This window comes from Candidatus Tisiphia endosymbiont of Beris chalybata (genome assembly GCF_964026555.1).
Classification (GTDB): domain Bacteria; phylum Pseudomonadota; class Alphaproteobacteria; order Rickettsiales; family Rickettsiaceae; genus Tisiphia.
The window spans coordinates 748,517-763,511 of record NZ_OZ032159.1; the positions used below are offsets into that span (position 1 = coordinate 748,517).

Genomic DNA, 14,995 nt, shown 5'->3' on the forward strand with positions numbered 1-14,995 from the left:
TTATCAACTACGCTTCCTTTAAGCGCGCAAATACCTACGAAATTGTTAAAACAAATTTCCTCTTGGGTTAAGCTGGATAGGCATATTATCATAATAATGATCTTATTTCTTTTCCCCTATTTAACAAATGCTGACCACCAAGCAGCAGACTCACAATTAGCTCCTCAGCAATTTAACTTTATATCAACTGATTATGTGGAATATGTTAAAAATGAACAAATGATTTACGCTAAAGGGAATGTTCAATTAATAATAGGAGATTATTTTTTATCAAGTAATAGATTATTCTATGATATAGCTCAAGATAAGCTATGGGCAGAAGGTAATGTAGTGATTAAAGATCAACAAAATAAAATCATTTTAGGGGAAACTGTTATATTAAAAGACAAGCTAAAAACTGGAGTAATTTCTGACTTTATTTTATATTTTGGGGATAATACAATTTTAGTATCCCAGCTAGCAGAAAGAGTCAATGAAAACGTTTTACAGCTAGCAAATAGTACTTTTACCCCTTGCAAAATATTATGTAATAAGAAACCTATTTGGCAAATTTCTGCCAAAAATACCGAAGTAGATCTTAATAATAATATAATGGTTTATAAACACCTGTTTTTTGAAGTGTGGGGTGTACCTATTTTTTACACCCCATATTTCTCTCATCCAACGCCTAAAGCTAAGGCGAAATCTGGGGTATTAGTACCTAAAATTCGTAATAATGGCCTAGGTATACCGTTATATTATAGAGCCAAGCCTAATTTAGATTTTACGTTCACTCCACGAATTTTTCAAAAATATAATATTTTAGAATTGGAAGGACGTTATAAGCCAAATAGCAGTGATTATATGTTATTAGAAACAAGCTATGGAAAAGTCCCATATAAACTTCTTGATGGAAATAACATATTAAAAAACCGTAATATATATTCAGGTTACATATTAGCTAATGGTACTTTCAAAAGAGAAAATTATAGTTATGGATTTAAGTTAGAGCGTGTTAGTGATACAGCTTATTTAAAAAACTATTATCAAAATTATACTCCTTATCTTACCTCTAAAATATATTTACGTAATATAAATCACTATAATTATTTTTTAATGGAAGGAATAAATTTTGAAGGATTAAATATATATGACTCAGGAACTACTGATCCCTTAATTTTTCCTTATCTCCGGACTAAGAAGGTGATAAATTTGAATGACCACGAAACTAGTAGGTTGGTTATTGAAAATAATACCTTAATTTATAAAGAAAAAAGTGGCAAAGAGTTAGGGCGCACGGCCTTGAAGCTTGCTATAGATAATAACTTTCTAACCTCTACTGGCCATTTATTTAGTTTTGTCCTGCGCAATAGAACTGATCTATATATTATTAATCATCTATATCCAAACGATGTTCGAGCGGGCAAAGTATTAGCGAGAAATATTCCCGAAATTCATACTATTTGGCGTTACCCCCTTGCCAGCTTAATTTCTCATCACTCTGCTCTAATGATAGAGCCTATTGTATCAGTAACTATTGGGCGCAAGCATAATTCTAATAAGAAATTTTCTTTCATAGATAATTCTAAATATGAGTTATCAGAAAACAACATCTTTCTTCCTAATCATTATAGCGGTATAGATAATCATGAATTTGGTACTCGGCTAAGTTACGGCATTAATTCAGCAATCAATTCAGGATTAAATCATTTTGCGCTGTTCCTAGGGCAAGCTTATAATACTAATTTTTACTCTAGCCCTAATGACCATATAGAAAATGTGGGCAAAATTTCTAGCAGTTTTTCTGATAATATAGAGTTATTTTACAGATTTAGAAAAAGTAAAAACCTAAAACCAATCCGAGACGAAATAGGGACGAATATTTCCCTTAACCAATTCCAGGTTACCTCCAGCCTTGTTCAAATAAGCAATTTGCAAAAATATTATTTCATAAACACATTGCCCGCGAATAAGTTACGGCAAATTTATTATAATTTCTCCTACCAATTAACCGATAATTGGCTGCTTTCGCATAATATGAGGTTAGATTTATCTAAAACTAAAAGACGCGTACTTTCTAAGAGTATCAAGGTGACATACTTAAATGATTGTGTTAGAATAGCTGCACAGCTTTCTGACGATTATATGGTAGATAGTAGAAGAGGAATAAAGAAAACTTTTTCCTTGCCCACTATTTCTCTTGGTTTAAAAATATTAAATATGTGAGTTTTAAATATGAACAAAATATTTTGTTTAGTTATTATTGTTCTTAACATAACTATGGCAAAAGCCGAATTACCTAACATAGTTGCTTTGGTTAATAATGCGCCAATCACTTTAAATGAATTTCAAGCACGAAAACATATGATTATGGCACTCAATGATATTAGAAATCTAAGCAGTGAGCAGGAGCATCAACTAGATTCAGTTGTAATGAAAGGCCTAATAGATGAAGCGTTATTATCTCAAACTACACAAAATAAAATTTCTGAAGGTGAAGTAAAGGAAGCGATCAGTACTATAGAACAGCGTCATAAGATGTCCCGCGGCCAATTAATAGAATTTTTAAAAAGTAAAGGTGTTGATATTGATAGCTATAAATCCCAAATTAGGGCAGAAATTATCAAAACGCATATTTTATCTGGCTTAACAAAATCTATTACTGTTAGTCCTAAAGAGATTAATACTATTATCTTAGCAGCTAACGAAAAGGATGCAGAAATATCAGCCCAAATTTTTACTTCAAAAAATAAAGAGGCTAGAACCTTACAAAGAATGTATAATTTACAAAAACGTCTTAAAAATTGCGATACAGTGAAGCAATCTCTATATAGCGATTTTGCTACCGTAGAAACTATTAATCAAAAGCTAAGTGATTTAGATTCTACCATGCAAACCATCCTTAGAGATCTTAATATAGAAGAAAAAAGTAGTGTGTTTGAAACAAAAGATGGATTTAAAATAATATTAATGTGTAATAAAAAAGTACTAAATATTACGCCTGACGAAAGTAATTATATATTAAACTTTCTAACTAACAAAAAAATATCCCAGAAGGCACAAAAATTTTTGGATGACCTACATAAAAAAGCTTATATCAAAATAATGTTGCCGTTGTGATATTACCTTCTATTGCCCAGCATGCAAGCAAACATAGGCTGCTTCCTTTGAAGAAATATGGGCAGAATTTTATTTTTGACAATAGTTTATGTGATAAAATAGTACGAGTTAGTGGATTAAAAGAAAATGAGAGAGTATTAGAAGTGGGAGCCGGTAGCGCAGGGCTAACTAGAGCAATTTTATCCAAAGCCCCTGCTTCTTTAACCGTTATTGAATGTGATCCCAGGTGTATTCCTTTGCTTGAAGAGGTAAAGGAAGTATATCCTAATTTAAATATTATTCATGGCGATGCTTGCAAGCTTGATTTGCTATCTCTAGTTACCAACAAAATAAATATTATCTCGAATTTACCTTATCAAATTGGCACAGGACTGGTAATTAAGTGGTTAAAACAATTAACTTTAATAACTAGCATGACTTTAATGCTGCAAAGAGAGGTAGTAGATAGAATATGTGGGGTAGCTGGGACAAAATCTTATGGGAGATTATCAATAATATGTCAGCTACTTTGCTCTGTGGAAAAATGTTTTGATGTAGGGCCGAAGTCTTTTTATCCCCCCCCACAAGTTTACTCAAGCATAGTAAAACTTACGCCGCTTGTCCATCTGCTACCTAATAAATTAATAGAAGCAGTAGAACAAATTACTAAATTCGCTTTTGGTGAAAGGCGTAAAATGATTAAAACATCTTTAAAAAAATTGACCCCTAAAATAGATGATTTGCTAGCAGAACTCAAAATTAATCCTTGCTCTAGAGCAGAAAATCTATTACCGCAAGATTACTTATCCTTAGCAAAATTATATTTAAAAGATTGACTTTAACCCCTAAAATACATATACTGTTGGTAAATGAATAGGTGATAGACGATAGAATCCCCTTCAAGAAGAGCTAGCATGCGGTAAAATCGAGCCACGTAGCGTACTTACCGGTACGTGAAAAGCCTCGATCTTTAGGGTGTCGCCGCACCCCAATTCTTGAAGTACGAGCAGTATACCAATCCACCTTAAAAGCAATAATATGCATACTAAAATTAAGAGATATAGAGCGTGACAAAAATTATTAGTTCTAAATATAAAGCCAGTAGAAGACTCGGAGTAAGCCTGTGGGGGGATAATAAGGATTCCTATAATACACGGAATTATCGTCCTGGGCAGCATGGGCAAAATACCATGATCAAAACTTCTGATTATGGTTTGCATTTAAAGGCCAAACAAAAGCTAAAATGTTATTATGGTCGCGTTAATGAGAAGCAGTTTAGGAATACTTTTGCCCTTGCACTGAAAATGAAAGGCAATACCGGAGAAAATTTTATTGGCTTACTAGAAAGAAGACTAGATGCAGTGATTTATAGGATGAATCTTGCCCCCACTATCTTTGCAGCCCGCCAATTTGTTACTCATGGACATATTAAAATTAATGGTCAAAAGGTTGATATACCGAGTATAAAATTGAAAGAAGGGGATGTTATTGAATTACGCGATTCTGCAAAACAAATTCCTGTAATAGTCGAAGCATCAAGCAAACAAGCAAGGACAGTGCCTAGTTACTTAGTTATGGATCCTTCTGCATTATCTGGTAAATTCCTCAGGATTCCATTAATTTCTGACGTACCATACCCTTTTGAACCAGAAGTGCACTTAATAGTAGAACTATATTCTAGATAACCCACACATATCACTTATAGCCAAAGTGATTTAGTTGGTGATATTTGAATTTTAAGATGAGGTGGTGCAGCATATAGTTAATATGTGAGCATTACTGAATCCTGAAAATGTTTTATGTATCATCCGCTAAACACCGTAGGCTATACTAGACTTCCTGCATCAGTCGGTCTAGTTGGTAATTTGTGTCAACACTTGCCTCCGCTCTGTAACAATCGTCTATGTATAGTATGGACCATTAAAGTGCCTACAGAGATTTATCTTCAAGTATACACGGCTATTATGCTTGCCGCATACTATCCTGGGTATATCCTAATGATTAGCTTAGGTTATTATGATACATACACGATAGCACACGGGAAGCATAGTAGTCATGCATACTTGAAGATAAATACCCTGTAGGCACCTTAATGGACTATAGTGTATAAGCTATACGCAGCTTGGCTTCGTTTTTCCTAAAAATCCCTTAACTATTTTCGACTTATGCAGGAAATTTAATAAAAAAACAATTCTGGGGAGCATACGAGTATATGTTCATTTGCACACTTAAATTAAGTTTAATAGTCTTCTTGCATAATTCACTGCTGCTAGGGAATTTGTAGGAGACTCTTCACGCAAAACCGCAGCGCCCTAGGGTGCAGCTGAGAATTTGAGTACCGGAACGACGCACAAATTACCAGGATCAGTAGAATTATGCAGGAAGTTTAATGTATTGCCAGTAACTTATTATTACTGGCTTTAACTCCTGCATTACGGTCAAGCGCAGTAAAAGTGAATGCGGTAAATAATATGAATATAGTCAAAGTAGAGAGGGTTATATTATAAGAAATATGCGTACTCAGCGCATCCGGGGACTTGCTTAACTTTAATAATATTACGGTAAATGCTACACCAAAACTCATCGATAATTGTTGAATAGCACTGCCTATACTTGTCCCTTTACTGACCAGATCTTCTGTTAAATCGCTGTAGGTGAGTACATTAAGGCAACTAAATTGAATGGAAGTAAAAAATCCATGCCAAAAAATTACTGTAGCCATTACCCATATATTTGAATTATATACGATAAAAAGTAAGCCACTAATACTTATTCCTAATAAAATAGTATTAAAAATTAAACATTTTCTAAACCCTATTTTTTGTAAAATTCCTTTTATAAAAAATTTAGCTACTAGCATTGCCCCAGCATAAAATATTATATAAAGACCAGATTTAATCGGGGAGAAACCTCTATTAATCTGTAATAACATTGGTAATAAAAAAGGGATGCCTCCAATTCCTATCCTCGAAAAAAAACTTCCTAATATTGTGATAGTAAAGGTTCTTATAGCAAATAGTTTCTTATCAAGAAATGGCTCTTTTATTTTTTTTGTAAAATAAAAATATAAACCTAATAAAATAAAACTAAGAGTAAGTAAAATTATACTAATTATGTTACTCAAAAAAGAAGTGCTAATTGTTTCTATTAAAAAAATAGTTAACGATAAAAAAGCGGCGAATAAAATAAAGCCAATTATATCAAATTTTCCTACCTTTTCTTCCTTAAAATTCTCAACATAATGGGAGGCTAAGTATAATAAGATAAAACAAAAAGGGATATTGATAAAGAATATCCATCTCCAAGAAAACCAGGTAACAATAAAGCCTCCTAAAGAGGGTCCTAGTACTGGCCCTATAAGTGAGGGTATTGTAGCCTGATTAGTAGCACTCACTAACTGAGATTTCGGATAAGTTTTAATTAATATTAGGCGGCATACTGGCACCATTAATGCCCCGCCAGCCCCTTGTATTATCCTTGATATTACTAAATGCTCTAGGCTAAATGAGCTGCCGCATAACAATGACCCTAAACCAAATATAGTGACCCCAAGCATTAATACTCCCTTAGCACCGTATTTATCTGATAGCCAGCCACTAATTGGAATTAATACCCCTAAACTTACTAGATAGCTTGTTAAAGCAAATTTAAGATTTAAAGGATATTGATTTAAATCCTGCGCTATAACAGGTATAGCGCTATTTAAAATAGTCACATCTAAATTTTGCATAAATAATGCGATTGCTACTATCCAAGGTACCATTGATCTATACTCCTGTACATAATATATACTCTTCACCTCTCAAGAGTTGTTTTTTCATTTTATCAAAGTTTCGCGTGCTTATGTTACGTACAATGTAGTACGCTGCGGTTCTATGAGCAAAAACGCCTATAATCCTGCTCATTACATAGAAACCTTCACAGAACCTAACTAATAGGTTATTCAGAATTTGCATAAATTGCTTTATCAATTCTTCGAGTTTTTGCAGTATAATAAAAAACAACTGATTACTTTGGGGTTCTTAAGATAATATCCCTTAGAAATGATTTGTTAAAGATATTTTAATAATTAAGATACGATTACGATGATTAAACTTATTTACCCAAGATTTTGGCACACAAGGAATGTTATTGCCTATTTATTATTTCCTTTCAGCTTAGTATATCTTTGTGCTACTTATATTAGAAGGTTAATTGCTAAGCCAATTAGGTTTCCCTGTAAAGTAATTTGCGTAGGAAATATCAGTGTTGGCGGTACAGGCAAAACCCAAGTCGTTCGTTTTATTGCTGAGATGTTGCAGGCTAAGAATAGTAATTTTATAATTGTCACTAAAGGATATGGAGGTACCCTTAAGCAAGCTGTGCTAGTTAGCCCTACTCATACAGCTTTAGAGGTAGGAGATGAAGCAGTAATGCTATTAAAATATGGTACAGTAATTGCGGCAAAGAAAATCCAGCAAATTAGCCCTTTGATCAGCCAGCTTAAACCAATGGTGATGATAGTGGATGATTCATTGCAGAATCCCAATTTTTATAAAGATTTTGTGCTTTTAACAATTGATGCTCACAGGTTATTTGGTAACGAATTTCTAATCCCAGCTGGGCCCTTACGACAAAAACCCACGCGCGCGGTAGAAAAATCTGATATAATCATCTCAATTAGCGCAACTAGTATTGCTCAGGATTATTGCACCTTAAATATTAAGGATAAATTATTTCATGCTCAAATAATTCCCTCTATAGATATAGATAAAAGTAAAAATTATTTTGCTTTTACTGGTATCGGGAATCCAGAAAGGTTTTTTTCTACCTTAGAAAATTATGGGTTAAAATTATTAGGGTGCCAAAGTTTTCCAGATCATTATCAATATTCTAAAGAAGATTTAGAATATTTGGCAAAACAAGCCGAAAAATATAATGCCTATTTAATAACTACTCCAAAAGATTATGTGAAAATTTATGACGTCAATTTACCAATCATTTGTTGTGATGTACATTTAGTAATAAGTAATGACAGACATTTAAGAGAACTAATATATGCAAAAATTCTTTAAAAATATTAGATATTTATTCGAATATTTTATAGTAATAATAATAATAAAAATAATGGGAGTGTTGGGGCTTGGGAAATCAGTAAGTATTTGCAGCTATTTGGCTAAAAAAATTGGCCCTTTATTGCCAGTGAACAAGGTTGCTCAGGCAAATATTAAAAATGCTTTTGGTAGCGCAGTAGATTCTCAAGCAATAGTTAAACAGGTGTGGGATAATTTTGGGGCCTTTATAGGAGAGTTCCCTTATGTAAACAAAATGAGCGAAGAAGAGCTATCAACAAGAGTAGAAATAACAGGGTTAAATAATATAGAAAAATTTCAGCAATTGCACCAGCCATTCTTATTATTTACCGGACATTTTGCTAATTGGGACTTTGCTCTTAAAATAGCGAATAAATTTTATCATAAATTTGTTATTATTTATCGTAAAGCAAATAACCCATATGTTAATAGGTTAATTAATAATACTCGCATTGGTAGTAACATCAAATTAATTCCAAAGGGCCCAGCAGGGGTTAGGGAGTTAATCTCTTCAATTAAATTAGGTTATTCTATAGCGATGCTAGTAGATCAAAAAATGAATGATGGAATAGAGGTACCTTTTTTAGACCAGCCTGCTATGACCGCACATGCAATCGCTAAAATTGCTTTGCAATTTGATTACCCCATTGTACCCTTACAAATTATTCGGACTAAAGGGAGCTATTTTCGGGTAATTGTTCACCCACCAATACAATTTCAAAAAACAAATAATAACCAAAAAGACTGCTATAATATAATGTATATCATAAATAATATTTTAGGTAACTGGGTTCAAGAATATCCAGGGCAGTGGTTTTGGTTTCACAATAGGTGGAAAAAGAATTATAAAAAATCTATACCAAAAAAATCTTAACCCTATAATAGCCCCCTTTTATAAGTTAAGAAGCTAGATGAAGCTCACCGTCCCCGGTTGCGCGCTCATCTCCTACAAATTTCCTGCTCAATGCAAATTATGCAAGAGGTCTATTATAATTTCATTATCAAGTCAAATTGATTATTATGAGAAGGAATGATTTTAGTAATAGTATTATAAATAATTGGATCATTAAGTCGTTCGTGTCCAAACCTATTGGTTTTAAACACAGGCACTTTTAGGTGGCTTGCAAAGTCGTTAAGTACATTCATAATATCCTGATTATCGTTATCGCAAGAGCCGAATATTATGGCATTTACTTGGTTAAATATTCCAGCTTGTTTTAAATGATATAAGGAACGGTCTAATTGATATGGCTTTATCCCTACATCTTCTAAGAATAGCATTTTCCCCAAAGGTTTGATTTGCCATTCTGTTGCTAAAGAATTTTCTACTAGAGTTAAATTCCCCCCTGTTAATTTCCCTGTAATAAGTTTACTAAGTTTGGCTTCGGAATTAAGTGGCACCAAACCTTGGATTGTTGCTTCAGTTTCTTTGCCAGAAATGATTTTTGCTATTTTGATAAAATTTTGCCGGTCCTTCTCTTTATTGAATACTTCAACTATTCCATTGCCATGGATAGTTTTCCATCCCCATTCTTGGGTTAAGAAGATATGTAAGGCGGTTATATCGCTAAAACCTATAAAAAACTTTTCTTGAGCAGGCTTTTTTAACTTCTGTAAATTATGAATCAGTTTTGCTGACCCATAGCCTCCGCGCAATGCCCAAATCACCTTGGTTCCATCATCTAGTAGGGCTTTTTCTAAACATTTATATCTTATTTCATCGCTGTTAGCGTGGAATAGGCTATTCTTCTCATTAAAACAATTCTTAGGAATATTTAAGTTTAATGAATTAATATGCTGCAAGTCTGACAATAATTCGTTACTAACCCCTGAAGCTGGAGCTACGATATTGAGCCTTATATCTTTTAACAACGCAATAAACTCGGCATTATTTTTATTAAAATCTGCATTAACACTAGTAGCTAATCTGCTGCTAAATTCCATATTATTTTTTTTAAAACCTGAATTAGAAAAAGCAGTTAATAATAAAAGAACAGCTAATAAAAAAAATATTCTAATTGACAGCATATAGCCCCATTAAATAATAGTTTAAATTTACTTAGGAAATATAGAGATAATAAATAAACGTTTAAGTTTTGGCAATAATAATTATTGTACGCTAAGCTTTACCATTATTAAAAAATTAATTAGCTTTATATAATCCCCAAAAGTTATACACAAAATTTATTTCTTTAAACACCCATGCTGTGATCCTAATTTTTCTTCTATTAAATCCGCAGATTTTATTGATATTTTAAGCAATATAATTATAAATCATATGGTATGAAATCCCCAAAAAAAACTATAATATTAGACGGTTATTCACGGGTTATTCACAAACTTATCCACAAAAGTAATGTACATTTTTTAATATAAAAATACTTAAAAAAATAATTCAACTTAATAATTCCGCTATAAATATAAGAGCCTAGATATTCCTGATAAATATGCTACAATATGCCAAATATTCGCATTCTTCAAAGTATGAAGAATATACTTAAACAACTAATACATTTGATCGTATGTTTCAAACTTTAACACAAAATCTCACTAAAATATTTGATCGATTAAAAAGAAGCGGCACTTTAACCGAAGCTCAAATAAATGAAACTATGAGAGATATTCGAATTGCTTTCCTAGAAGCCGATGTTGCTTTACCAGTCGTTAAAGATTTTATTGCCGTAATCAAAGAAAAAGCTTTAGGGCAGGAGATTATTAAATCGGTCTCTCCAGCACAGATGGTGATAAAAATTATTCATAGAGAATTAATTAATTTTTTATCTTCTTCTAAAGAAGAATCAGCTTTACAGCTCACCTCCGAGCCGCCAGTTTCTATTTTAATGGTTGGCTTGCAAGGTAGTGGTAAAACTACTGCGAGCGCTAAGTTAGCTCTTAGACTGCAAAATCAAAATAAAAAAGTTTTGTTAGTGTCTCTTGATACTTATAGGCCAGCAGCGCAAGAGCAATTAGCTATTCTTAGTAATTCGATAAAAGTGGATTGTTTATCTATCATTCCCCATCAAACACCTTTGGATATTACAAGAAGAGCTCTATATGAGGCAAAATTAGCGGCATATGATATTGTGATTTATGATACGGCAGGAAGATTGCAAATTGATAACGACATGATGAATGAAGCTTTAAATATCAAACATTTAATTACACCTAATGAAATCTTGTTAGTAATTGATGCAATGACTGGTCAGGATGCAGCAATAATTGCTAATAGCTTTAACCAAAAATTAGGTATTACTGGCATTATTTTATCTCGTATTGATGGCGATGCTAAGGGAGGTGCAGCTTTAAGCGTTAAGCATGTGAGCCAAAAACCTATTAAGTTCCTAAGTACTGGCGAAAAATTAACAAATCTAGAAGAATTTGATGCAGAGCGTATTGCTTCTAGAATATTGGATATGGGAGACATACTCTCCTTAGTTGAAAAAGCTGCTAGCATGGTTGATCAAGAAGAAGCAGAAAAAACTGCTGCTAAGCTTAAAAGGGGAAAATTTGACCTAGAAGACTACTTAGTACAAATGAAAAGCATAAAAAAGCTAGGGGGATTTAGTAGTATGCTGAATATGTTGCCAGGGATTAATAAAATTATGGATAAGGTGGATCCATCAAAATTAAATGGAAAAATAATAGAGCATCAAGAAGCAATCATCTTATCTATGACTAAAAAAGAACGCAAAAACCCCGATTTGTTAAACGCCTCACGACGCAAGCGTATTGCTGCAGGGTCAGGTACTACTGTACCTAAAGTAAATCAATTATTGAAACAATTTAAACAAATAAGCGGTTTTATGAAAAAGGCTAGTAATATGGATGTAAAAGGCCTTATGCGTAATTTTACAAATAAGTTACTTAAGCCATAACTTTAGCTATATATACTGCTCGTACTTCAAGAATTGGATTTTATTTTAAATGGCCAGCGCGCGCAGCGTATATGTAAGTTACGTGCGTATACGAATCCTTGATAAAATAAAAAAGCAAATCTTGAAAGACGAGTAGTATATTTCTTGAAGTACCGAGCAATATATTATTACTCACATTCGCTATAGTCACTTAGGTTAAACTAGCTACGTTGTTGCTCGTCGCTTACCTAGTATCTCCTAGGCTTCACTCCTCGCGCCTAGTATCTAATTCAACCTAAGTGACTATACAAACGTCATTGCCAGGAGGTTGCTTACTGCAACCGACGAAGCAATCCAGGCAAATCTACAAAAACACGATGATTTAATTCTCGTGATTGCTTCGGGCGGGGCTGTGCGCCTTCTAGCAATGGCATTTGTTATTCTTAATAATCACTTGTTGCAGCCTTCGGGTTGCGACTTTTAAACTGCTGTGTCCTATATTGTTAAATAATTTATAGACAAGCGCTGCTTAATTAGCTATAAGAAAACTATTTATAATTAACTTGCACTAGTAGATTCTCTGATTTAGCGCTTAAGGCTAGATAGCTCAGTTGGTAGAGCAAAGGACTGAAAATCCTTGTGTCGCCGGTTCGATTCCGGCTCTGGCCACCACCTTATACTAAAGCCATTTCCTTCTAATGATTATGTAGCAAGCCTAATAAAAACTCTTAGGGTCTATATCAATTTTCAAGTGACAGTAAGAAGGTATCTTGGTTGAAGATAACCACACTATCAATAATTTTTGCAGGTTAAATTGTTTTTCTGCTATTATTAGGATCCGGTAACGATATTTTCCCGCTAATTTAGACATTAATGCCCTAGATGGACCTAGTATCCTAGCAGTACTTTTTGGGGCAATTGTTACTAACTGTCTTGCTACCTCAAGCACTTTATATTCATCTTTGCCAGATAAAAGGATAGAAGCCATTTTCGTAAAAGGAGGCATATTATGGGCTGCCCGCGTTTCCAGCTCATATTGCCAAAATTGATTATCGCCATTTTTTATATAATTAAATATTATATTATCTGGGTAATATGTTTGTAATAATACTAATCCTTTTTTGCCTTCTCGCCCTGCTCTGCCTCCCACCTGGTGCAATAGCTGATAATTACGTTCAGTTGAAGATAAATCCCCATTATTAATATTCCCCAGATCAGCATCAATAATTCCTACTAAAGTGAGATTAGGGAAATGATACCCTTTAGTAATCATCTGGGTTCCAATTAGGATATCTATTTTAGAATGTTCCATTTTATGTAATAATTCACGGATTCTATCGGGCTTTTGAGAAGAATCTTTACTAAACATTGCAATCTCTTGCTTGGGGAATAAATATCTCGTTTCTTCTTCTATTTTTTCAACCCCTGGCCCACAAATGGTTAATGAATCCTCCTTTAAACAGCTGGGGCAAGAATGATGTATTCTAGTTTGATAGCCACAATGATGACATTCTAGCTTTTTAGACAGCTTATGTACTACTAGCCAGGCAGAACAAAAATTACAAGTAAAACGATAGCCACAAAGTTTACATAGCAGGAGTGGGGAATACCCACGACGATTTAGGAATAATAATACCTGTTCTTTATTAACTAAATTTTTGTGAATTGCGGTTATTAATTCATTAGATAAATAGGAATTTTTAGGTAATTTTTCTTTCCGCATATCTATTATTTGAATTTCGGGCAAAGTTGCTTCCAGATACCGGTTTAATAATTCAATTAGTTGATATTTGCCTTGATTCGCATTGTAAATTGTTTCGATAGAGGGGGTAGCTGAACATAAAACTACTTTTAAAGTAGGGGAATCGCCTGGTCCTTTAGTTAAAGTACTGCGTAATACTGCGCAATCTCGGGCATTATATAATATTCCCTCCTCTTGCTTATAGGAACTATCATGTTCTTCATCAATTATAATTAATCCAAGGTTGTTATAAGGAAGAAACAGACTACTTCTAGCCCCAATGATTACTCTTACATCATTACTAAGTACCCCGCGCAATATCATCTTTTTCTGGGCTTTAGTAACAGTAGAGTTCCATATTATTGGGTGGAAATTAAAACGTTCTATAAATCGGCTGATAATTTGTTGACTTAAAGCAATTTCTGGTAACATGATTAATATTTGTTTACCTTGCTTTAAATAATTAGTAATCAAATGAAAATAAATTTCTGTTTTACCAGAACCAGTTACTCCTTTAATAATTGATGGTTTACTAGTGGTGGTGGCCTGCAAAAGTGCCTTCTGCTGAGTGGGCAAAAGGGGAGGGAGCGAGAAATCTAAGTTTATCTCTTGTGTCTTGACTTTTATTGGGCCTTCAGAAATGTCCACAGGCAAAACCAGCTTAGCAATAGATCCTAGCTCTGCCATATAATAATTAGCTGCCCATCGCATTAATTTTAATATTTCTTGATTCAAACGAAATTCTAACGGGGCTTTCTGCTTAATAGACTTAATTTTGTTACTAGCTCCAGATAGTTTAACATCTAGCTCCCAGACAATAGCTGTTAGTTCCTTATTCCTAAAAGGCACGACTACCAAATCTCCTACTATTAGTTTTAGTTCTGCCGGAACATAATAATCTAAAGGAAAAAGTTTAGCTAAGGGTAACAATATTCTTGCAGCTTGCATTAATTTTTTCTGAATTGCCTCTAAGCCCCTACCTCAACTGTATAGGATAGGAGTATACTACGCGTCTTTCAAAAATTGTTTTTTTATTTTATCATGGACTCACGTGCTCACGTATAGCCAAAGTGATTTAGCTGATGACACTTGAATTTAAAGGTGAGGTTGCGCAGCGTATAGAGAATACGTGAGCACAACCGAATCCTGCAAAATCAAGTGTCACCGGCTAAATGCCGCAGGCTATACTGGCATGTACGCAGCAAACGCTCGCCATTTAAAATAAAATCCAATTCTTGAAGTACGAGCAG

The 14,995-nt window shown here is 33.6% G+C and carries 10 protein-coding genes and 1 tRNA gene; 8 read left to right on the forward strand and 3 right to left on the reverse strand.

Annotated elements, in window-relative coordinates; genetic code table 11:
* The first annotated feature begins 42 nt into the window (after positions 1 to 42).
* The 4 genes from AAGD44_RS03615 (at position 43) to rpsD (ending at position 4,763) form a co-directional block, all read left to right on the forward strand.
* Positions 43 to 2,205, forward strand: a complete 2,163-nt coding sequence (locus AAGD44_RS03615; RefSeq protein WP_341764592.1) for an LPS-assembly protein LptD — start codon at positions 43 to 45, stop codon at positions 2,203 to 2,205.
* Positions 2,206 to 2,214: 9 nt separating this feature from the next.
* Complete coding sequence (locus tag AAGD44_RS03620) at positions 2,215 to 3,099, forward strand: SurA N-terminal domain-containing protein (protein ID WP_341764593.1); 885 nt, start codon at positions 2,215 to 2,217, stop codon at positions 3,097 to 3,099.
* On the forward strand, positions 3,099 to 3,914 hold the full coding sequence (gene rsmA, locus AAGD44_RS03625) for a 16S rRNA (adenine(1518)-N(6)/adenine(1519)-N(6))-dimethyltransferase RsmA (protein WP_341764672.1): 816 nt from the start codon (positions 3,099 to 3,101) through the stop codon (positions 3,912 to 3,914). Before AAGD44_RS03620 ends, rsmA begins: the two co-directional genes overlap by 1 nt.
* 231 nt (positions 3,915 to 4,145) lie before the next feature.
* On the forward strand, positions 4,146 to 4,763 hold the full coding sequence (gene rpsD / locus AAGD44_RS03630) for a 30S ribosomal protein S4 (protein ID WP_341764594.1): 618 nt from the start codon (positions 4,146 to 4,148) through the stop codon (positions 4,761 to 4,763).
* A 701-nt stretch (positions 4,764 to 5,464) separates the two neighbouring features.
* On the opposite strand, the gene AAGD44_RS03635 is transcribed toward rpsD, so the two are convergent.
* Positions 5,465 to 6,841 (reverse strand): MFS transporter, encoded by a 1,377-nt coding sequence (locus AAGD44_RS03635; protein WP_341764595.1) that lies wholly within the window; start codon positions 6,839 to 6,841, stop codon positions 5,465 to 5,467.
* Between the two features lie 322 nt (positions 6,842 to 7,163).
* On the opposite strand from AAGD44_RS03635, the gene lpxK reads away from it, so the two are divergent.
* Both lpxK and AAGD44_RS03645 read left to right on the forward strand, forming a co-directional pair.
* Entirely contained in the window at positions 7,164 to 8,132 is a 969-nt protein-coding gene (gene lpxK / locus AAGD44_RS03640; protein ID WP_341764596.1) for a tetraacyldisaccharide 4'-kinase, read from the forward strand.
* A complete protein-coding gene (locus AAGD44_RS03645) occupies positions 8,116 to 9,024 on the forward strand; it encodes a lipid A biosynthesis lauroyl acyltransferase (protein ID WP_341764597.1) in 909 nt (302 codons plus the stop codon). The genes lpxK and AAGD44_RS03645 overlap by 17 nt, the downstream gene beginning before the upstream one ends.
* A gap of 113 nt (positions 9,025 to 9,137) precedes the next feature.
* On the opposite strand, the gene AAGD44_RS03650 is transcribed toward AAGD44_RS03645, so the two are convergent.
* Positions 9,138 to 10,178 (reverse strand): LD-carboxypeptidase, encoded by a 1,041-nt coding sequence (locus AAGD44_RS03650; RefSeq protein ID WP_341764598.1) that lies wholly within the window; start codon positions 10,176 to 10,178, stop codon positions 9,138 to 9,140.
* Positions 10,179 to 10,672: 494 nt separating this feature from the next.
* Between AAGD44_RS03650 and ffh the strand changes: the two genes are divergently transcribed.
* Both ffh and AAGD44_RS03660 read left to right on the forward strand, forming a co-directional pair.
* Positions 10,673 to 12,025: a signal recognition particle protein gene (ffh, locus tag AAGD44_RS03655; RefSeq protein ID WP_341764599.1), complete on the forward strand. Its 1,353-nt coding sequence runs from the start codon at positions 10,673 to 10,675 to the stop codon at positions 12,023 to 12,025.
* Positions 12,026 to 12,600: 575 nt separating this feature from the next.
* Positions 12,601 to 12,676 (forward strand) — tRNA-Phe (locus tag AAGD44_RS03660).
* Between the two features lie 43 nt (positions 12,677 to 12,719).
* Here AAGD44_RS03660 and AAGD44_RS03665 read toward each other — a convergent pair.
* Positions 12,720 to 14,693, reverse strand: a complete 1,974-nt coding sequence (locus AAGD44_RS03665; protein ID WP_341764600.1) for a primosomal protein N' — start codon at positions 14,691 to 14,693, stop codon at positions 12,720 to 12,722.
* Positions 14,694 to 14,995 lie beyond the last annotated feature (302 nt).